At 42.9% G+C, this 20,844-nt stretch carries 17 protein-coding genes; 16 read left to right on the forward strand and 1 reads right to left on the reverse strand.

All coding sequences use genetic code 11. The annotated features are described in order from the left end of the window. Positions 1 to 240 precede the first annotated feature (240 nt). From pruA to rlmD, 9 genes are all read left to right on the forward strand, one after another. Positions 241 to 1,791, forward strand: coding sequence for an L-glutamate gamma-semialdehyde dehydrogenase (gene pruA, locus E4663_RS18075; RefSeq protein WP_135328669.1), 1,551 nt, complete (start codon positions 241 to 243; stop codon positions 1,789 to 1,791). Positions 1,792 to 2,218: 427 nt separating this feature from the next. Then, on the forward strand, positions 2,219 to 2,344 hold the full coding sequence (locus E4663_RS20295; protein ID WP_277752124.1) for a hypothetical protein: 126 nt from the start codon (positions 2,219 to 2,221) through the stop codon (positions 2,342 to 2,344). 6 nt (positions 2,345 to 2,350) lie between these two features. Next, positions 2,351 to 3,865: a sodium/proline symporter PutP gene (gene putP, locus E4663_RS18080; protein WP_079478670.1), complete on the forward strand. Its 1,515-nt coding sequence runs from the start codon at positions 2,351 to 2,353 to the stop codon at positions 3,863 to 3,865. A 309-nt stretch (positions 3,866 to 4,174) separates the two neighbouring features. Continuing rightward, on the forward strand, positions 4,175 to 4,465 hold the full coding sequence (gatC, locus tag E4663_RS18085; RefSeq protein WP_135328670.1) for an Asp-tRNA(Asn)/Glu-tRNA(Gln) amidotransferase subunit GatC: 291 nt from the start codon (positions 4,175 to 4,177) through the stop codon (positions 4,463 to 4,465). A gap of 11 nt (positions 4,466 to 4,476) precedes the next feature. Continuing rightward, on the forward strand, positions 4,477 to 5,946 hold the full coding sequence (gene gatA / locus E4663_RS18090; protein WP_135328671.1) for an Asp-tRNA(Asn)/Glu-tRNA(Gln) amidotransferase subunit GatA: 1,470 nt from the start codon (positions 4,477 to 4,479) through the stop codon (positions 5,944 to 5,946). Beyond that, a complete protein-coding gene (gatB, locus tag E4663_RS18095; protein WP_135328672.1) occupies positions 5,946 to 7,376 on the forward strand; it encodes an Asp-tRNA(Asn)/Glu-tRNA(Gln) amidotransferase subunit GatB in 1,431 nt (476 codons plus the stop codon). Before gatA ends, gatB begins: the two co-directional genes overlap by 1 nt. 181 nt (positions 7,377 to 7,557) lie before the next feature. Continuing rightward, complete coding sequence (locus tag E4663_RS18100) at positions 7,558 to 8,469, forward strand: diacylglycerol kinase (RefSeq protein ID WP_079478674.1); 912 nt, start codon at positions 7,558 to 7,560, stop codon at positions 8,467 to 8,469. Between the two features lie 34 nt (positions 8,470 to 8,503). Further along, positions 8,504 to 8,767, forward strand: a complete 264-nt coding sequence (locus E4663_RS20095) for a hypothetical protein (RefSeq protein WP_135328673.1) — start codon at positions 8,504 to 8,506, stop codon at positions 8,765 to 8,767. Positions 8,768 to 8,896: 129 nt separating this feature from the next. Continuing rightward, entirely contained in the window at positions 8,897 to 10,279 is a 1,383-nt protein-coding gene (rlmD, locus tag E4663_RS18110; protein ID WP_135328674.1) for a 23S rRNA (uracil(1939)-C(5))-methyltransferase RlmD, read from the forward strand. Here the strand turns inward: rlmD and E4663_RS20100 are convergent. After that, positions 10,269 to 10,502, reverse strand: a complete 234-nt coding sequence (locus E4663_RS20100) for a hypothetical protein (protein WP_135328675.1) — start codon at positions 10,500 to 10,502, stop codon at positions 10,269 to 10,271. The genes rlmD and E4663_RS20100 overlap by 11 nt on opposite strands. A 127-nt stretch (positions 10,503 to 10,629) precedes the next feature. Between E4663_RS20100 and E4663_RS18120 the strand changes: the two genes are divergently transcribed. The 7 genes from E4663_RS18120 (at position 10,630) to E4663_RS18150 (ending at position 20,824) form a co-directional block, all read left to right on the forward strand. After that, the gene (locus E4663_RS18120) at positions 10,630 to 10,830 is read left to right on the forward strand and encodes a hypothetical protein (RefSeq protein WP_135328676.1); all 201 of its coding nucleotides are present in this window, start codon (positions 10,630 to 10,632) and stop codon (positions 10,828 to 10,830) included. A 144-nt stretch (positions 10,831 to 10,974) separates the two neighbouring features. Continuing rightward, on the forward strand, positions 10,975 to 12,264 hold the full coding sequence (locus E4663_RS18125; RefSeq protein ID WP_158290535.1) for an alpha/beta fold hydrolase: 1,290 nt from the start codon (positions 10,975 to 10,977) through the stop codon (positions 12,262 to 12,264). Positions 12,265 to 12,642: 378 nt separating this feature from the next. Further along, positions 12,643 to 14,031, forward strand: coding sequence for a YjiH family protein (locus tag E4663_RS18130; protein ID WP_135328678.1), 1,389 nt, complete (start codon positions 12,643 to 12,645; stop codon positions 14,029 to 14,031). A 23-nt stretch (positions 14,032 to 14,054) separates the two neighbouring features. Next, positions 14,055 to 15,371 (forward strand): aspartate aminotransferase family protein, encoded by a 1,317-nt coding sequence (locus E4663_RS18135; protein ID WP_135328679.1) that lies wholly within the window; start codon positions 14,055 to 14,057, stop codon positions 15,369 to 15,371. A gap of 222 nt (positions 15,372 to 15,593) precedes the next feature. Continuing rightward, a complete protein-coding gene (locus tag E4663_RS18140; protein WP_135328680.1) occupies positions 15,594 to 16,589 on the forward strand; it encodes a Gfo/Idh/MocA family protein in 996 nt (331 codons plus the stop codon). A gap of 382 nt (positions 16,590 to 16,971) precedes the next feature. Continuing rightward, positions 16,972 to 19,194 carry an AAA family ATPase gene (locus E4663_RS18145; protein WP_158290536.1) on the forward strand — a complete coding sequence of 741 codons (2,223 nt, stop codon included), beginning with the start codon at positions 16,972 to 16,974 and terminating at the stop codon, positions 19,192 to 19,194. After that, on the forward strand, positions 19,187 to 20,824 hold the full coding sequence (locus E4663_RS18150; RefSeq protein ID WP_135328682.1) for a UvrD-helicase domain-containing protein: 1,638 nt from the start codon (positions 19,187 to 19,189) through the stop codon (positions 20,822 to 20,824). Before E4663_RS18145 ends, E4663_RS18150 begins: the two co-directional genes overlap by 8 nt. The last annotated feature ends 20 nt before the right edge of the window (positions 20,825 to 20,844 follow it).

Raw genomic sequence — 20,844 nt, forward strand, 5'->3', positions numbered from 1 at the left:
ACCGGCGTTACGTCACTATCCCCACGCGATAAGTCACTTTCCAAACCAACATCCAAAATTCGACATCATCCCCCAATCAGAAGAGAATTCAAGTATCATCCCGTAATCCCCGCCTAGATGAACGACATCCTCCCTCACCCGGGTATTTCAGTTGAACCTCCCCATTAGGTACGTTACACTAATCAGTAGAAACGCTTAAAGTATTAATTTTCTAACAATTAATTCAGGAGGTTTTAAGACATGGTAGTACCCTACAAGCACGAACCTTTTACAGATTTTAGCGTGGAAGAAAATAAGAAAGCACTCGAAGCGGCGATCAAGCAGGTCGAAGCCGATTTAGGTAAAGAGTATCCGCTCATCATCGGCGGCGAGCGCATCATGACCGATGACAAGATCGAAGTCGTAAACCCAGCCAATAAAAAAGAAGTGATCGGCCACGTCTCGAAAGCGAACCAGGACTTGGCAGAAAAAGCACATAAGATAGCGGACGAGACGTTCGACTGGTGGCGCAAGACGAAAGCGTCGTTCCGTGCGGACATCCTGTTCCGTGCCGCTGCGATCATACGTCGCCGTAAGCACGAGTTCACGGCGCACTTGATCAAAGAAGGCGGTAAGCCATGGAAGGAAGCGGACGCGGACACAGCAGAAGCGATCGACTTCATGGAATTCTACGGTCGCCAGATGCTGCGCATCGATGAGGGCGTTGAGATCAACTCCCGTCCGATCGAGAACAACCGATTCCATTACATCCCGCTAGGTGTCGGCGTCGTCATTTCGCCATGGAATTTCCTGTTTGCAATCATGGCTGGGACAACCGTCGCTGCGATGGTATCTGGGAACACCGTTTTACTTAAGCCGGCGAGTGCGACTCCGGTCATCGCGTATAAGATGATGGAAGTGCTCGAAGAAGCGGGCATGCCTCCTGGTGTCATCAACTATGTACCGGGAAGCGGTAAAGAAGTAGGGGACTACCTTGTCGACCATCCGCGCACCCGTTTCATCAGCTTCACAGGATCACGTGAAGTCGGAACGCGCATTTTCGAACGCGCTGGCAAAGTGCACGAAGGCCAGCAGTGGCTGAAGCGCACCATCATCGAGATGGGCGGTAAGGACACGATCGTCGTCGACAAAGACTCAGATCTCGAGCTTGCAGCAGATGCGATCACGTATTCCGCATTCGGCTTTTCCGGTCAAAAGTGTTCCGCCTGCTCCCGCGTCGTTGCGCATGAAGACGTTTATGACGAGCTTCTCGACCGCGTTGTGCAGAAGACGAAAGAGGAAGTCAACTACGGCGATCCGACCGACAACTCGAATTATATGGGGCCGGTCATAGACCAGGGTGCGTATGATAAGATCTTGGATTACATTTCTATCGGAAAAGAAGAAGGCAAGCTGATGGCAGGTGGAAAAGGGGATGACAGCAAAGGCTGGTTCGTTGAGCCGACTGTCTTCGCTGACCTTGCGCCGGACTCCCGCATCATGCAGGAAGAGATCTTCGGACCGGTTGTTGGATTCACAAAGGCGAAGAACTTCGATCATGCTATCGAAATCGCCAACAACACCGACTACGGTTTGACTGGTGCGGTCATCACTAACAACCGCTCCCATATTGAAAAAGCCAGGGAAGATTTCCACGTCGGGAACTTGTACTTCAACCGCGGATGTACGGCGGCGATCGTCGGCTACCATCCGTTCGGTGGATTCAACATGTCCGGAACCGACTCCAAAGCAGGCGGCCCAGACTATCTGGTCCACCACATGCAAGGGAAAACGACTTCTGAAATGCTATAAAATCATAGAAGGGTAGGTGCGACCTGCCTTTCTTTTTTTACCCCGAAACAGAAAAAAGACGTTTACTGTCGAATCATTCCGGGAAATTTGATACTTATGCTATACATAGGAGAATGGTTGGGCGGAAAATAGGAATACTACTAGTGGGTGAAGAAAGGCGATTTATCCGAAAATTTGGTAAGTGGGAGAAACTTTTCAAAAAAATTTCATGAATCTTTATAGTATTTTTGGTCTATATGTGAATAAATATGTCAGTTTCGCGTATAAAGATACATTATTAAAGAAATGATTAAATTTTTGAAATGTTCTAACAAAAATAGTATGATATAGTTGTACCTGTGTTTGGCTTTTTCGGCTATTGTCACACTTTATACACAGGTCGATTGAAGTGCATACTACTGCATATTTTGCGATAGGAGGTGGCAAAGTGTTTGACTTAGCAACAGCTACAACAGCATCGATCGCGGGCGCGACTTGGTTTTGGTTGTTTGTCCCGATGCCAATTTTACTCATTCTATCAATCATCACACTATTCACTGAAAGGAGCGAATAACAAAACATGAGTACTGCTACGTTAATAACGTTTATAGTTTATCTAATTGGTATGCTCGGAATCGGTTTTGCCGCATACCGTTTAACAAGTGATTTATCCGACTATGTATTAGGTGGTCGTCGTTTAGGACCAGGAGTTGCCGCACTATCTGCCGGTGCATCCGACATGAGTGGTTGGTTGCTACTAGGCTTACCAGGTGCAATTTACGCAGGTGGATTGTCAGGAGCTTGGATTGGTGTAGGTCTAGCTATTGGTGCATATCTTAACTGGCAATTCATAGCACGTCGTCTTCGTGTGTTCACTGAAGTCGCAAATGACTCGATTACAGTGCCAGACTATCTTGAGAACCGCTTCCGTGACCACTCCCACGTTTTACGTGTTATTTCTGCATTTGTAATCCTATTATTCTTCACCTTCTATACATCATCCGGTATGGTTGCCGGCGCGAAGCTATTCGAAGCTTCTTTTGAACTTACCTATACTCAGGCGCTTTGGATTGGTGCCATCGTAACTATTTCTTATACGTTCCTAGGCGGATTCCTTGCCGTAAGTTGGACAGACTTCGTACAAGGTATTCTAATGTTCTTCGCCTTGATTGCTGTGCCAGTCGTAGCTGTCATGGAACTTGGTGGCTGGAGCGATGCAGTCGACGCTGTCGGTCAAATCGATCCAACATACTTGAACATGGTACAAGGTGTAGGTGGACTTGCTATCATCTCCTCACTAGCATGGGGTCTTGGTTACTTCGGTCAGCCGCACATCTTGGTTCGTTTCATGGCACTTCGTTCTCCTAAAGACGTACCGAAAGCCCGTTTCATCGGAATCGGCTGGATGGTTCTAGGTCTTTACGGTGCCATCTTCACAGGTCTATTCGGTCTTGCATTCATCGCGACTCAAGACATCAACACACTTGGAAGCTTCAATGCTGAAGTAATCACAAGTGACGCAGGCGTCCAAATGCTTGCTGACTCAGAGAAGATCTTCATTACCTTCTCTCAAATCTTGTTCCACCCAGTAATTGCAGGTATCCTGCTTGCAGCGATCCTATCTGCAATTATGAGTACAATTGACTCTCAATTGCTTGTATCTTCTTCTGCCCTAGCAGAGGACTTCTACAAAGCGATTTTCCGTAAGAACGCTTCTGAGCGTGAACTTGTATGGGTAGGTCGTTTCGCCGTTGCAGCGATTGCATTGATTGCTGTACTGATCGCCGGTAACCCAGACAGCAGCGTACTTGATCTTGTATCTTACGCTTGGGCAGGATTCGGTGCCGCATTCGGTCCGATCATCATCTTGTCTCTATTCTGGAAAGGCATCACTCGTAACGGTGCACTTGCTGGTATCATCGTCGGTGCAGTCACTGTTGTTGTATGGGGTGACTTCCTATCAGGCGGTATCTTCGATCTTTACGAAATGGTACCTGGTTTCCTATTAGCATTGATCGCAGCTATTGCTGTATCTGCTGCAGGCAACCCGCCGAAAGATATCGAAGAAGAATTCGACAAAGCACGTACTATGTAATAAGCGCTTTTCAAAGGATCTCCGGTTCGCCGGGGGTTCTTTTTTTAATTTCCTCAGATGAGTTTTCCTTTTTAAGGCGGGGTGATTCCTTCATAGTAGCGTCGAATGGTTGAATATCTGTGCCGAATCCTTCATTAACGTTGTCGGATTCTACAATGACGCTGCCTGACCCCCGAATAACTCCTCCCCATAAGACAACCCTCCCCCACCTGTGTTAAAATAACAAGAGTGTACAGCGAACGACATTGAAATCAGATACAGATGTTTGGTATGATCATATATTATGTGAGATCGAATGGAGGTCTAAGTATGTCCAGAATCAGTAAAGAAGAAGTGAAGCACGTCGCGAACTTGGCGCGCCTTGCAATCACCGAAGAAGAAGCAGATACATTCACGAAACAGCTTGATGACATCATCACGTATGCCGAGCAGTTGAATGAACTCGATACAACAGGCGTCGAGCCGACTACGCACGTCCTTGATTTGAAGAACGTCATGCGTAAGGACGAACCGAAGAAATGGATCGAGAAAGAAGACGCGATGAAGAACGCACCAGACCACCAAGACGGACAATTCAAAGTCCCATCGGTATTGGAATAGGAGGTTAGACGATGAGCTTATTCGAACATTCTTTACGTGAGCTTCAAGAGAAGCTACATAAGAAAGAAATCACCGTAACAGATCTAGTGGAAGAATCGTACAAACGAATCCACGAAGTCGACGATGAAGTCCAAGCCTTCATCACCCTGAACGAAGAGCAAGCGAAAGCGAAAGCAGCTGAGCTTGATGAGAACCCGGACGCAGACGCGAAACTATTCGGCCTGCCGATCGGTGTCAAAGACAACATCATGACAAAAGGGCTCCGCACGACAGCCGGAAGCCAGTTTTTGAAAAACTTCGAGGACCCGCTTTATGATGCGACCGTCGTAGGCAAGTTGAATGATGCGAAGTCGATCACAATCGGGAAATTGAACATGGACGAATTCGCGATGGGTTCTTCCAATGAGAACTCCAGCTACGCTTCTGCCCGCAACCCGTGGAACACCGATTACGTTCCAGGTGGATCCAGTGGTGGTTCCGCTGCCGCTGTTGCAGCAGGCGAAGTACCATATTCCCTTGGTTCCGACACAGGTGGATCGATCCGTCAGCCGGCAGCATACTGTGGCGTCGTAGGCCTTAAGCCGACATACGGCCGCGTATCCCGTTTCGGTCTGATCGCATTCGCCTCTTCTCTAGACCAAATCGGCCCGATCACCAACACGGTAGAGGACAACGCCTTTTTACTAGAGACAATTGCAGGCCATGACAAGATGGATTCCACTTCTGCAGACGTAGAAGTACCGAAATACACAGATGCCCTTACGAACGACGTGAAGGGTCTTAAGATTGCAGTACCGAAAGAATACTTGAGCGAAGGGGTCAACCCGGAAGTGAAAGAAGCGGTACAAGCTGCCCTTAAGAAATACGAAGAGCTAGGTGCGACGTGGGAAGAAGTATCCCTTCCACACTCGAAATACGCCCTATCTACGTACTACTTGCTTTCTTCATCAGAAGCATCTGCGAACCTTGCCCGCTTCGACGGCGTGCGCTACGGTAAGCGTGCCGATGATGTAGAGTCGATGCTTGAGATGTTCAAGCGTTCCCGCGCAGAAGGCTTCGGTGAAGAAGTGAAGCGCCGTATCATGCTTGGTACATTCGCCCTTAGCTCCGGCTACTACGATGCGTACTACAAGAAAGCACAACAAGTACGTACATTGATCAAGAACGATTTTGAAAAAGTGTTCGAAGACTACGACGTCATCGTTGGACCGACGACTCCGACACCTGCCTTCAAAGTAGGGGACAAGACGGACGATCCCATGACGATGTACGCAAACGACATCTTGACGATCCCAGTCAACTTAGCAGGCGTACCGGGAATCTCCATTCCATGCGGATTCTCAGATAAAGGACTGCCAATCGGCCTTCAGATCATCGGAAAACACTTTGACGAATCAACCGTGTACCGTGCGGCTCATGCCTACGAACAAGCGACTGATTTCCATACACAACGCCCGTCCCTTGGAGGTGCGAACGCATAATGAACTTTGAAACGATTATCGGACTTGAAGTCCACGTCGAACTGAAAACCGAATCGAAAATCTTCAGCCCGTCTCCAAACATGTTCGGGGATGAGCCGAACACGAACGTCAACCCGATCGACCTCGGGTACCCGGGTGTCCTGCCTGTCTTGAACGAAGAGGCAGTCAACTTCGCGATGAAAGCCGCTATGGCACTGAACTGTGACATCGCGACGGATACGAAGTTCGACCGTAAGAACTACTTCTATCCAGACAACCCGAAAGCTTACCAGATCTCTCAATTCGACCAGCCGATCGGCGAGAACGGCTACATCGACATTGAAGTAGACGGTGAGAAAAAACGTATCGGTATTACGCGCCTTCACATGGAGGAAGACGCTGGTAAGCTGACCCACTCTGATGACGGCTACTCTCTAGTCGACTTCAACCGCCAAGGTACACCGCTTGTCGAGATCGTATCCGAGCCGGATATCCGTACGCCGAAAGAAGCATACGCGTATCTTGAGGCGCTGAAGAACATCATCCAATACACTGGCGTATCGGATTGTAAGATGGAAGAAGGTTCCCTTCGCTGTGATGCGAACATTTCCCTTCGCCCGATCGGACAAGAGGAATTCGGTACGAAAGCGGAACTGAAGAACTTGAACTCGTTCTCTTTTGTACAAAAAGGACTAGAGTTCGAAGAGAAGCGTCAGAAGAAGGAATTGCTGACAGGCGGTGAGATCCTTCAGGAAACTCGTCGTTACGATGAGCAGACGAAGGAAACGATCCTGATGCGTGTCAAAGAAGGATCCGACGACTATCGTTACTTCCCGGAGCCTGACCTCGTCAAGCTTCACATCGATGAAGACTGGAAAGAGCGTATTCGCCAGCAGATCCCAGAGCTTCCGGACGCGCGTAAGAAGCGTTACATCGAAGAACTGGAACTTCCGGAGTACGACGCAATGGTTCTTACAAATAACAAAGAACTATCCGACTTCTTCGAAGAGACGATCGCAGCAGGCGGCGACATCAAGCAGGCGTCCAACTGGTTGATGGGTGAAGTATCTGCGTACATGAACAAGAATTACAAAGAGCTTCACGAGCTTGAACTTACGCCAACATCGCTAGCGAAGATGATCAAGCTGATCGAAGACGGCACGATCTCTTCCAAGATCGCGAAGAAAGTCTTCTCCGAGCTAGTTGAAAACGGCGGCGACCCAGAGAAGATTGTCAAAGACAAAGGACTTGTCCAAATCTCTGACGAAGGCCAGCTGACGGAGATCATCACGACGATCCTCGATAACAACCAGCAGTCGATCGAAGACTACAAGAACGGTAAAGATAAAGCGCTCGGCTTCCTAGTCGGCCAAGTGATGAAAGAGACCAAAGGACAGGCGAACCCGCCAATGGTCAACAAGATCATCCTTGCTGAAATGGAGAAGCGCTAAGATAGAGAGAACTTTTTCGGAAAGCACGCACCTTTACATAAGGGCGTGTTTTCTAATGAAGGCGAGAATTGCGGCATGTATGTAATCCTTAATCTTACATATAATGTTGTAATGGTGTCCAAGCCTAGAAAAAAGAGGTATGATGGAAACAGAACCACGCCTGGATGAGGGGGTCAAACCTATGCAAACTGCCCGGATTATTTATAACCCGACCTCTGGCAGAGAAGTAATAAGAAAAGTATTACCCGATATATTACAACGCTTCGAGCAAAAAGGCTACGAAACGTCCGCCCACGCAACGACCTGCGCAGGGGACGCGACCGAAGCTGCCCAATACGCGATCGAGCGCAAATTCGACGTCGTCGTAGCAGCCGGAGGGGACGGCACGATCAACGAAGTCATCAACGGTCTCGCCGAACAGGCCCACAAGCCGAAAGTCGGCGTCATCCCAGTCGGCACGACCAACGATTTCGCCCGCGCCTTATGCATACCAAGAAACATCCATAAAGCAGTCGATGTCATTCTGGAAGGCTATACTCAGCCACTGGATATCGGCCGCGTCAATGAGCACTACTTCATGAACATCGCCGGTGGAGGGAAAATCACTGAGATTTCCTATGAAGTACCGAGCAAACTGAAAACGATGCTCGGCCAGCTCGCCTACTACTTGAAAGGCATCGAGCTATTGCCGCAGATTCGTCCGACCCGCGTCGAAATCGAATACGACGGCAAATGGTTCGAAGGCGATATCATGCTGTTCCTCGTCTCCAACACGAACTCTGTTGGGGGACTTGAGAAGCTTGCGCCTGCAGCTCGTATGGATGACGGACTGTTCGACTTGATGATCATTGAGAAAATGAACATCGCGGAATTCGTTCGTTTGGCGACGCTTGCCGCACAAGGCAACCACTTGGATCATCCGAAGTTCAAGCATCTGACGGCGAGTCGGGTGAAGGTGAAGACGGATGAGAAGATGCAGTTGAATGTGGACGGGGAATTTGGTGGATTATTGCCCGGGGAATTTGTCAATTTATATCGCCATTTGGACTTTTTCCTTCCGGAGGATAAGTTTAAGGATGGGCATTGTAAGTAAGGATGAAGCGCTGCTTAGGTAGCGCTTTTTCTTTTTGATGAGAGGGAAGGGGGGATGGGAAACGTTACGCTTTCCGTGGGCGATCGCCGAGCCTCCTCGGGCTGACGCCCTGTGGGGTCTCGGTCTGTTCTCCGATCCCACAGGAGTCTCCACGTTTCCCATCCCCCCTTCATCGAAACAGACTACACTAACCCACCTCACAGATGAATACCATGCTGCTATCTCCAAATGGAGTGGTGATATCAATCAAATTGGTCTAGTAATCGATCAAGTCAGAAAGGCTATCCATCATGTATGAGCGTTTATCGATCAAACTTGGGAATATATCGCGCACTTGCCGATTGTTATCGCTCAGGCGGTATCGGAACATCTGCGAGGCGATTGTGATAAAATAGAGGACAACTACGAAACAAAGGACGGATGAATGATGGCGAAAGTAAAGCCACCTGTACAGAAGAATGAGACAGTCACGCTCAGGTTCGAAGACTTGACGCATGAGGGGAATGGCGTTGGGAAGGTCGACGGGTACCCGTTGTTCGTGCCTCACGGTCTGCCTGGTGAAGAGGCAGAGGTGAAGGTCATTAAAGTGAAGAAGAACTTCGGCTTCGGCAAGCTCTTGAACGTGAAGCAGGAGAGCGACGACCGCGTCGAGCCTCCGTGTGACGTCTACTATAAATGCGGCGGTTGCCAACTGCAGCACATGAGCTACCAGATGCAGCTCGACATGAAGCAGAAGCAAGTGAAAGACAATATGAAGAAGATCGGCCACCTTGAACATGTGCCCGTTCACCCGACGATCGGCATGGACGATCCGTGGCGCTACCGGAACAAAGTTCAGATCCCTGTCGGTCAAAAGGAAGACGGCGAACTGAAGACTGGTTTCTATCAAAAACGGAGCCACAACATCATCGATATGGATACGTGTCTGATCCAGGACGAAATGAACGATCGTATGGTCGAGACCGTCCGCCGTATCGCGTCGAAGCTTGGCATATCAGCCTACGACGAGCATACGCATCGTGGGACGCTACGCCATATCATGGTCCGCACAGGCCAGAATACGAAGGATATCATGGTCGTAATCGTCACAAAAACGAAGAAGCTTCCACACCAGGACAAGCTGATCGACGAGATCCGCGACGCCTTCCCGAACGTGAAATCAATCGTCCATAACGTCAACAGCGCCAAGACGAACGTCATTCTCGGAAAACAGACGAACGTCATCTACGGCGACGAATACATCTACGACACGATCGGTGATATCAAGTTCATGATCTCCCCGCTGTCGTTCTATCAGGTCAACCCGACCCAGACGAAAGCCCTTTATGATCAAGCGCTACAGTACGCAGATCTGAGAGGCGGCGAGACTGTTATTGACGCTTACTGCGGTATCGGAACAATCTCCCTTTTCCTAGCGCAGAAGGCTAAGAAAGTTTACGGCGTCGAGATTGTACCAGAAGCCGTCACCGATGCGAAGAAAAACGCACGTCTGAACAATATGGACAACGCCGAGTTCTACGTTGGACAAGCAGAAGAGCTGATGCCATGGTGGCGTAACCAAGGCTTGCGTCCTGACGTAATCGTCGTCGATCCACCGCGTAAAGGCTGTGATGAGGAACTGTTGAAAGCGATGCTTGATATGGAGCCGGAGCGGATTGTGTATGTCTCTTGTAATCCTTCGACGCTGGCGCGTGATTTGCGTGTGCTGGAGGATGGGGGATATGAGACGCAGGAGGTTCAGCCGGTGGATATGTTCCCTCAGACGAGTCACGTAGAGTGCTGTGCGTTGATTGAAAGGGTTAAAAAGTAAGCAGAGGGTTGCTCGAGAATTTGTAGAATATTCTCGGGCTTCCGTCTGCTTTTTTTTCTATGCGAGTGGTTAATCTGTGCAAAAACTCAGGAGTTAATTCGTTTAGTTTTACAAGGTGTTCTACTTGTTCTGTCAATTTCTCAAGTACTGTTTCGTCATGTTGAGAGGCTAAGGATTCTTCCAGTTCCGCTCTCCCTTCTTGAAAGAACCAAAAGTTCTTCATTTGTTATTTCATTGATTACCTCAAAATCTTCTTCAGTCAATTTCCCATCAGTACGCTCAATAATAAAGTTAGCTTTTCGTTTTTTAAGATTTTTTTATGGAGGAAGCGTATTTGGTTAAGAGGCGATATGAGTGGGCATGTTACTCATTTAAAAAGAGGGAATGGAGGTTTGAAAGCTCTTGATGTTTTGATAAAAATATTAAGCGAAAAGAAACTAGTAGGTAGTACAAACAAGAGGTTTGTAAGAGGGGAGCTAAGTGCTGTATGTTTTCAAGACGCTCCATTACACGGATTAGCTCAGAAGAGGCGATGGTTGAATGAAGGATAAGGTGGGAAAATTCCTTGTTTTTTGAACCTATGTAGAAATCAATTGGTGCCTGACCCTCACTTCGATAAAGTATTAACGCAGCGGCGGTCAGGCACGCTCATTATTATTTATAAGGATGGAGATTAAGAACTTATGTCACTTAAAATGAATATAAAAAAGAGAGGTAGCCAGAAGGACAATAAATCATTAGTTGTCTTAATTCATGGTCTAGGTGCACCAGAAACTTGGAAAAATGACTGGGAAAATCTAATATTAAACGACCAAGAACTTGTAGGTGTAGATTTGGGGATTGTTTCGTACGATACATCACATTTAATCAGTGGTTTTTTAAAAATATCAGGTACACTTCAATTAGGCAACCGTGAGATAACTATTAGTGAAGATAAAGTTACTAAAATAGAAATTCTGGCTCGTGAATTAAAACGTGAGCTTGACCTAAGGCATACTCGCCAATATGAAAATATCATTTTAGTGGGTCATAGTATGGGTGGACTTATAGGAATTCATTACTTACTCCAAGAAATTGAAAATAGGAATCCAACCAGAGTAAATGGTTATCTGAGCCTAGCAACACCATTTAATGGAGCTCCTTTATCCCAATTTTATAAATTATTTAAACGTGTACAAAATCATGACCAAATTAAACAATTGAGAGCGAATGATGATTTCCTTGATGAAACCATAAGGCTGTGGCAGACACACTTGGATAGCCCTGAGATCCATGACATAGACTTTAAGTTTTGCTATGGAATAGATGATGAAATTGTAGAACATAACAGTGCGATACCCTATATATCTGGGAGGAAATGGACTTCGGGGGTTCCTCTTTCTGGTACTCATGGTGGGATACTAGATGTTACTGAGGGGTATGAATCCTCTGTTTATGTACAGCTACGTGATCATGTGCTAAATGTTTGTGAGAGGAATTTTGGCAGCTCATTAGAAATTCAAGATGAAGATTCAACTTTGGATGTTACAATAACACATTATGAACAAAATTTTAATCTGTATATAGGCAATAATTTAGGGGATAAGTTGGATCTCGAATTAGTTTTACATAACACCTCCTCAAAAACAGTTACGGTTTGGGAAATACTTCTAAAAAGAGGTTCTAACTGTATATCACTTGATTTAGGGGAAGAACTTATAGTTTTAGGCCCGGGTGTAAGTCGGAAAAAGAAGTTTTCAATCAGAAAAAGCGAATCTGTAAATAGTCCTGAGGATGTTATTGAACGTGTTGTAAGCTATGGAATTACGCAAACATTAATAGTTAAGGATAACAATAAAAATGAAATCTCTAAAATTATATTGGACAATCAAGGAGTAAATGGAGTTAAAAAGGATGAAGCTTTTAAACCAATTAACGTTGATGAAAAAATACAAAATATTCTTAATAAATTCGGAAAAAAATACAAGGATAAGTTCAGGAGATAGAGTTAAAAGGATCATGTCATTAATAGTATAGTGTAAACAACCACCTTTTTATTGAATAGATAGATGGTTGTTAAAGTGAACACCAATACATCTTTAGCTCTTGTAATTTATCTATCATTAGCATACAACCCATGTTGATTGTGTGACGCTGCTTGAGAAAGAAATAGCTAACAGAAGAAGTGCCTGCCACTTCCCTGATTTTGTCATAATAAAAAGACAAAAGGGAAGAGGAAGGCACTTTTTTACGTAAAAATCGAAAAAACTTGATACATCCCATTGAATTTTCATGCATTAATATGTATCATTATCATTTCAACATGCATTATTTAGCGCAATAATCTAATTAATATACATTCTTATTCATGGGGGAATTCTGTTATGGGATACGGTAATTCAAAAGCAATCAATCAAGTACAAGAAAAGAGCACGTTTACACCTATTCAATTAGTGAAGTTTATTCTACCCTCTTTATTCGGGGTCTTGCTTTTCCTAGTTCCGATATCTGTTGATGGGAAGGTCACGATTGGTTTAGGGGTGTTAGCTGAGGGGCTTCAAGGGGCTATTGCAGATTACATTCCTGCGTTCATGACTAGTGTGTTAGGCTTATCCGCAATAGGTAGTCTCGTCATGAAAGGGATTAAGTCTCCTAAAATAAAAGCAAATCCTGTTCTATCGAATTTATTCGATGTTGGCGTCTTTTGGATTGTATTACGTTGCATCGGTGCATTGTTTGCACTCTTCACGTTAGCGGGTATTGGGCCTTCATTCATCTCGTCAGACCTGACGGGTGGAGTGGTATTATTTGACCTTATTCCTGTATTAATGGTTTGGTTTTTATTTGCTAGTTTGTTCATGCCTTTATTACTAGAGTTTGGATTGATGGATTTCATCGGGACTGTCGTTCGTAAGGTTATGCATCCTTTATTCAAACTTCCGGGTCGTTCTTCGATTGATGCGATGGCATCGTGGATGGGGAGTGGAACGGTCGGCGTTCTGCTTACGACCCAGCAATATGAGGCAGGTTATTATTCCAAGCGAGAGTCGGCTGTTGTAGCAACGAACTTTTCGATTGCATCGATTGCGTTCAGCCTAGTCATTGCAAAGTTCTTATCCATTGATCATATGTTCGTCCAGTTTTACTTTACCGTTGTGGTTTGCGGAGTCGTAGCTGCGATTGTATGTCCGCGTATTCCACCACTTTCGAAGAAAAAGAATACGTATCATGAACCGGTCGGAAAGCAAATTGATGAAGAAGTGCCAACAGGTGTATCAAGTTTCCGTTGGGGTGTTGAAAAAGCGGTCGAGAAAGCGGATAGTGTTAAGAGTGCTCGGAGTGTTGTTCAGAAGGGTCTCTATAGTGTCGCGGATATCTGGGTAGGGTTACTTCCTCTCGTGATGGCGCTAGGAACACTCGCCTTGATTATTGCAGAATTCACACCGATTTTCACGTTTCTTTCTTATCCTTTCATTCCGATATTGAATCTTCTACAGATTCCTGAAGCACAAGCTGCAGCTCCAGCTATGCTGGTCGGATTTGCGGACATGTTCCTTCCTGCTGTAGTCGGTAGTGCCATCGAATCCGAGTTGACGCGTTTCGTCATCGGCGTCCTTTCACTCACTCAATTGATTTACATGTCGGAGATCGGCGTTTTGCTGATCAAATCAAAAATTCCGATTACGCTACTGGAGTTATTCGTTATCTTTTTACAACGTACAATCATAACACTGCCTGTAGCAGCGTTACTAGCTCATCTATTATTCTTTTAAACTAGTCAATGGAGGTATTCAATATGGCACAAGAATGGAGTCATCTCATAGATAAAATGTCGCAACGGTTAGCACCAAGTATGGCGAAGGACCACCCGAATCTACCGGTAGAAAAAGAGGAAGGTTGTTACTATTATGGAGTGGACGGGAAGACGTATTTAGATTTCACTTCTGGTATCGCCACGACCAATGTGGGGCATCGTCATCCGAAAGTTGTCCAAGCCATTAAAGATGGAGCGGATTCCTTGGCTCATGGTCCATCCGGAGTGATCATGTATGAATCGATCTTGGAGCTTGCGGACCGTTTAGCTGAAAAACTCCCTGGCGATCTAGATTGTTTCTTCTTCGGAAACAGTGGTGCGGAAGCGGTGGAAGGTGCTATTAAATTAGCGAAACACGTGACGCAACGACCTTATATCGTGTCGTTTATCGGAGGGTTCCACGGACGTTCCATGGGAGCGCTAAGTGTGACAAGCTCCAAGAGTAAGTACCGCCAGTTTTTACAGCCTACTGGTTCGTATCAAGTTCCTTTTGCACAAGAGGATGAATGCCCTCCTGGCATGGATTCAGAAGACTACGTAGTCGCGGAGTTAGAAAAAGATTTCAAGCGCCTCTTCAATCATCAGGTAACGCCTGAAGAGGTAGCTGCTGTTATCGTAGAGCCTGTCTTGGGAGAAGGCGGCTACGTCGTTCCACCTAAGAAATGGTTAGAAAAGGTTCGTGAACTATGCGACCGTTATAATATTTTACTTATATTCGACGAAGTCCAGACAGGATTCGGCCGTACTGGGGAATGGTTTGCCTCTCAGACGTTTGGAGTAACACCTGACATCATGGCGATTGCAAAGGGGATTGCGAACGGCATGCCGCTAAGTGCGACAGTCGCACCACAAGCTTTAATGAAACAGTGGCCGCTAGGAAGCCATGCCACAACGTTCGGCGGGAACCCGATCGCTTGCTCCGCAGCCCTCGCCGTCTTAGATGTGATGGAAGAAGAGAATCTGCTGGAGAATGCGAAGGAGCAAGGTGCTTACGCTACAAAAAGGTTGCAGGAAATAAAAGAAAAGCATGAAGTCATTGGACGTGTGAGATCGATCGGACTAATGATCGGGATTGAAATCGTGGATCCGACAACAGGCGAGCCCAATAGTGATGGCCTGTTCAAAATCCTAGATAAAGCACTGGAAAATGGCGTCCTATTCTACTTTGGTGGAAATCAAACAGAAATCATCCGCATGATCCCACCGTTGACGGTGACGCAGGAACAGATTGAAGAAGGATTACAAATGCTCGATAAGGCTTTGACGGAATACGAGCAGGAGATTAGTGTCGGGACATAAAGTCGTTATAGTAGTAGAGGATGTATGATGAAAGAGCAGGGGAATTCTCCTGCTCTTTTTTTATTAGGATAAAGGTAATTAACGGTGATGGTAGTGTCCACGAAATACTATAAAATGTTAAAGTTATAGAGACAGGTACTTATTAGAAAGCACAAGCCCATTACATAAAAAAAGAGCAGGTTACCATGATTAATCTCTCTTTTCACTAAAGGAGTTTTTCAAATGATTAAGTTCGGTATAGTAGGTACGAATTGGATTACAGAACGATTCTTAGATGCAGTGAAAGACTTGGAGGACTTCACCTTATCCGCGGTTTATTCACGCACGGAAGAAAAGGCAAAAACCTTTGCAGCTAAATTTGGTGCAGAACACACTTTTACAAGTTTAGAGGAAATGGCAAAAAGCGATGTAGTGGATGCGGTGTACATAGCAAGTCCAAACTCACTACATAGTGAACAGTCCATATTAATGATGAATCATGGTAAGCATGTTCTGTGTGAGAAGCCACTGGCTTCCAACACAAGAGAAACGGAAGCTATGATCGAAGCGGCCAAAGAAAATAATGTGCTGTTGATGGAAGCGATGAAATCGACTCTTTCTCCTAACTTTAAACTACTTCAAGATAACTTGAACAAAATCGGAAAAGTCCGTCGCTATCACGCCAATTTCTCAAAATATTCATCTCGTTATGACGCTTATCGAGAGGGAACCGTATTGAATGCGTTCAACCCTGAATTTTCTAATGGCTCGTTAATGGATCTCGGAGTCTATTGTATCTACCCAATGGTTGTACTATTCGGTGAGCCAGAAGACATTAAGGCATCAGGAATTATGTTGGATTCTGGAGTAGACGGCGGAGGAAGTCTTATTGCTCAATATGAGGGCATGGAGGGGATCCTTACTCACTCCAAGATTCAAAACTCCTACATTCACTCAGAAATTCAAGGGGAAGAAGGTAGCATCATCATTGAAGGTGGGATCTCTTCTTTTAATGATATGAAAGTTGTGTATCGTGATGGTTCAACGGAAGTGATCAGCGCCGAGCTTGATCACCATGAGATGTATTATGAAACGGAGGAATTTATCAGTTTGATTAAGGAAGGAAAAACGATGTCTTCTATTAATTCTTTTGAGAATTCTCTAACTACTGCTAAGGTTATTGAAGCGGCTAGAAAGCGAATTGGGGTTGTGTATCCAGCGGATAATAAAAGGTGCTAATTATTTTGGTGCTTGAATTCCACTATTCTTAAGTGTTTACACGGTGGGAGCATCTTCTAGGCTATCGTTTCTGGCCCTTGATTTGCGTGTACTTGAGGGAGGTAAGAGACATTTGGGGTTCGGCAGACGGATATGCTCCTCCACATGTTGAGTGGAGAAGGGAACAAATTTATTTTTTGTGAGCATATGATTATAGCAGCTAAAATTGAGTTGTATATAATCACGTGCTTATTTATTTTTTATTGAAAAAACAATGGAGGATTTTTAATTTACATCAAGAACATTGCAGAATAAGACTTTTTTCTTACTTATCAATAAGAACTAAGGTTGAAGTTAAGTTGAAGTTTCAGTTTCCAAAACAATAAGAAGGAGTCAATCAAATTTGAAAGTAAATAGTATCGAAATAAATAATTTCAAAAGGTTCGGCAATTCAAGACTTCAATTTCATGAAAGTGAAAAAGTAGAGTTGTTGATTGGTTCAAACAACAGTGGGAAAACAACTCTCTTAAATGCAATGGGAAAGTTTCTATCACCTTACCGGGAAATTCACTTGTATGATTTCCAAATTAATAAATGGGATGAAATGCATCATCTAGTAGAGGAGTTAATAAGTAAGAATGATGAAAACGTCCATGATAAGAAAAAAGAATTGTACAATATATTCCCCGGCTTTAAAGCAATTATTGAATATAAACAATCTGAAATTCATTTAGTAAAGAATTTCTTAAGTACATTAGAGCACCAAAATAATAAAGTTGCGTTTTATATTAGGTTTGAGCCTAATAATATTGAGGAGCTCCTTTCAGAATATAAAGAATATCAATTAAAAATTGAAGAAACTGTTCAATCGTGGAAAGATTTAAACGAAGAAGAGTCAGATACTGGTGTAGTTGAGGAAGTTGCGGGGCACTACTGGAAAAGAACTATTAGGGATTTCCTGGAGTTAGATAATAATTTGAGCCGCTTCTTTTCGTTAAAAGCTTATGTTGCAAATCCAGTAGAAGATGATATTGAGTATGAATTTGGGAGAAAAACCAACATATCTCTTCAAAATATTTACTCACTTATTCAAGTAGATACCATTATAGCAGGTAGGTATTTAAGCGATGTTGACTCTAAAGGGAAAACTGCTGATAGTTCCCAAAAAGTAATGGAGAAAGAGTCGCCAATTTCAAGCCTTTTCACATCTTTTGCACATGATTACAGAACTGAAGCAGGAACGAATGAAATGGATTATTTTGACCTGGATTATGACTTGTTGAAAGGGAATAAAGCCACTGAGGAGCAACTCAAAGAATTTTATCAAGAAAGTTTTGGTGAAGTTGAAGAGAAATTCAAAGAGTGGGGCTATCCAAATATAAATCAACCCTCGATAACTGTTAACCCTAAGTTAGAGCTATTGAATTCTATAAAAAGTAATGCTGATATTATGATACACACTTCAGAATGGGATAAACCTTTGCCTGAAAGCTATAATGGGTTAGGGTATCGGAATTTGTTATATATTTTTCTGAAGTTACATCAATTTAATGAGGATAGAAGAGTTCGAAGACAAAAAGGCGAAAGCCAATTGCACTTTGTTTTAATAGAAGAGCCGGAAGTTCATTTACATTCTCCGGTCCAAGAAGTCTTTATTGACCAAGTTAAGAACATATTTAGTGAAGAGGACTTTCAGATAATTATAAGTACACACTCAAATCATATTGTAGATTCGGTTAATTTTGAACAATTACATTATTTTAAAGTCTTAGATAAGAAAACAAATATTCTTCGCCTAGATAATTTATTATTATACGAAGAAGGTAAAAGTAAAGTAAATGATCGGTTCGTAAAAAAATATTTTGAATTGCACTCTCATAATATTTTTTTCGCTGATGGAATCATTATGGTAGAGGGTTCAAGTGAAAAAGTGCTAATTCCACATTTCATTAAATTTAAAGACTACTATAAAAATTTAAAAAATAAGTACATAGCAGTAATGGAAGTCAATGGTGCATATGCACACCTATTTTATCCATTATTAAAGGAGTTAGGCCTTCCTACACTTGTGATAACAGATATTGATAGTTACAGGAAGGGAAATACCCAAAAAGAACATATTGATCCAAATCTTATAGATAAGCTTATTACGACAAATAGTTCGATCAATAAATTTTTTAAATCAAAAGAGGAGATCACAATAGAGTGTTTGTTAAACGAACTTGTTGAACAAAAGATAGATGAAAATATTAACTTGTGTTATCAACATAAAAATTATGGAGATGAAACGAATTCGATTTATGCACGTACTTTTGAAGATGCTTTCGCTCTAGAAAATGAGGAATTTTTAAAAGAAATAGACTTTAGAGAAGAATTTGATGTTCAAGGAAGGGGTCTGTTAAGAAAGTTCAAGGAAATATTCGACAGTGAATCACCAAATGAATATGCAGAGAAATTATTTAAAGCAATTGCGAATAACCAAAAATCAGATTTTGCTTTAGATTTGATCTATTACTTAGTAAATTCGGACGGAGAAACTGCGATAAGCAACTTGTCCTTACCACGGTATATTGATGATGGATTACAGTGGCTAAATGATAACCTAAGTGGTGATACTAATGTATAAGTTTAAGGAAGAAGCTATGATACAACATAACAGAGTACGAAACGAAATTGCTCAAAGCGTTAAGAGGGGTAATAGTTTCTTTGTCCAAGCAGGAGCAGGGGCTGGAAAAACTAAATCATTAGTAGAGACTCTAGAAGATATGAAGAAAGTCTATGGTTATGACTTTAAAAAAGATGGGCGGAAAATTGCGGTTATTACTTTTACAGATGCCGCTACATTAGAGATTAAGAATAGGTTAATGGATGATTCAATCTTTCAAATATCAACAATTCATAGCTTTGCATGGGAAAATTTAAAACATTTACAATTTGATCTAATTGAATCATTAGATGAAGAAAGTATTGAAAAAGTTACTTATTCTGTTCTCAATGACTTAGCTGATGAATATAACTTGCATCATCATGAAGTCGTAGAAAAATTTATTAGAATGTTAAATTCTAAAGAGAAGTTTTGCCAAATTATTTCTAATCAATATCCATTTATCTTAATTGATGAGTGCCAAGATACTCAAACTAAAATAATTGATGCTTTTTTTGATCTCTATAAAGAACACAATATTATTTTGGGGTTATTTGGAGATATGATGCAAAGAATTTACCTTCATAGTCATCAAAACTTAAATGAGCTCGTAGAAGAGCATAACTTTGATATTATCACGAAAGAATGGAATTGGAGGTCTTCTCCTGAAATTGTAAAATTTATCAATAGAGTAAGAGCTTTAGATATTGACTTATCAAAGGAAAATAGAAGCTTTTCTGACTCAGCATTTAGTCAACTTGCTGTAAAAGAAGAAACAAAAAAAAATGTTGAAATCCATGTGTTAACTCTTGATGAAGAAAAGCACGAAAGCGATATTGTTCATGGCAGTCATGTATTAGTTTTAGAACATAAAATGGCGGCAAAAAGAGAAGGGTTCCAAGATTTGCATAATTATGTATCAAGTTTTAGCAAAAAGAAAAACTCATTTCTAGATGGAGATTTAGGGGAACTAAAGGAGATTGAGGGAATTCTTGTTCCTCTTTATCAAGATATAATAGAGGATCGATCTCCGATTGACTTAATGTTTTATTTGCGTGAATATAACATAGCATTCCAAACAGGGGATAATGTCGATTTAAAAGTTTTACAGAAAGACTTCATCTTACTATGCCAAACACTTAAAGATACTCAAAGTACATTGGGTAATATCTTAGATAATATAGGTACTACTTTTGATTTTAGATATTTAAGAGATTCTACTGATGAATTTGTAGAGGGTCTTAAGTCAATAAAATGGGTTGAATTTATTAAGTATTTTGAATATGTTAACAGTTTAGGTATAGGTACTCAACACAGTTCAAAAGGTTTAGAGTACCCAAGAGTTAGTGTAATATTAAGTGACAATGAACAAAAGTGGAACCTTTATAATTTTTCAAGACTGTTAGGTATTCAGCAACCTACGGAAAATGACTTAAAAAAATATAAAGAAGGAAAAGATACGACATTAACAAGAACACAAAACATTTTCTATGTTGCTTGTAGTCGAGCAATGGAAGAACTTAAAATTATTTATTATGTGCCTAAAGGTGGAAAGGAAAAGGTAAAAGAACGATTTGAGTTTTTATTTGAAGATGTTTGCGAAATAGTGTGAGTGTATGTTTCATAGGGGGT

It is taken from the genome of Halobacillus salinus (assembly GCF_004684905.1).
In the GTDB taxonomy this organism is placed as follows: domain Bacteria; phylum Bacillota; class Bacilli; order Bacillales; family Halobacillaceae; genus Halobacillus; species Halobacillus salinus.

What these genes read in the sequence shown, in the direction of transcription:
- pruA (WP_135328669.1), top strand. Translation starts at nt 241, where the DNA reads ATGGTAGTACCCTACAAGCACGAACCTTTTACAGATTTTAGCGTGGAA.
- putP (WP_079478670.1), top strand. Translation starts at nt 2,351, where the DNA reads ATGAGTACTGCTACGTTAATAACGTTTATAGTTTATCTAATTGGTATG.
- gatC (WP_135328670.1), top strand. Translation starts at nt 4,175, where the DNA reads ATGTCCAGAATCAGTAAAGAAGAAGTGAAGCACGTCGCGAACTTGGCG.
- gatA (WP_135328671.1), top strand. Translation starts at nt 4,477, where the DNA reads ATGAGCTTATTCGAACATTCTTTACGTGAGCTTCAAGAGAAGCTACAT.
- gatB (WP_135328672.1), top strand. Translation starts at nt 5,946, where the DNA reads ATGAACTTTGAAACGATTATCGGACTTGAAGTCCACGTCGAACTGAAA.
- E4663_RS18100 (WP_079478674.1), top strand. Translation starts at nt 7,558, where the DNA reads ATGCAAACTGCCCGGATTATTTATAACCCGACCTCTGGCAGAGAAGTA.
- rlmD (WP_135328674.1), top strand. Translation starts at nt 8,897, where the DNA reads ATGGCGAAAGTAAAGCCACCTGTACAGAAGAATGAGACAGTCACGCTC.
- E4663_RS20100 (WP_135328675.1), bottom strand. Translation starts at nt 10,502, where the DNA reads ATGAAGAACTTTTGGTTCTTTCAAGAAGGGAGAGCGGAACTGGAAGAA.
- E4663_RS18120 (WP_135328676.1), top strand. Translation starts at nt 10,630, where the DNA reads ATGAGTGGGCATGTTACTCATTTAAAAAGAGGGAATGGAGGTTTGAAA.
- E4663_RS18125 (WP_158290535.1), top strand. Translation starts at nt 10,975, where the DNA reads ATGAATATAAAAAAGAGAGGTAGCCAGAAGGACAATAAATCATTAGTT.
- E4663_RS18130 (WP_135328678.1), top strand. Translation starts at nt 12,643, where the DNA reads ATGGGATACGGTAATTCAAAAGCAATCAATCAAGTACAAGAAAAGAGC.
- E4663_RS18135 (WP_135328679.1), top strand. Translation starts at nt 14,055, where the DNA reads ATGGCACAAGAATGGAGTCATCTCATAGATAAAATGTCGCAACGGTTA.
- E4663_RS18140 (WP_135328680.1), top strand. Translation starts at nt 15,594, where the DNA reads ATGATTAAGTTCGGTATAGTAGGTACGAATTGGATTACAGAACGATTC.
- E4663_RS18150 (WP_135328682.1), top strand. Translation starts at nt 19,187, where the DNA reads ATGTATAAGTTTAAGGAAGAAGCTATGATACAACATAACAGAGTACGA.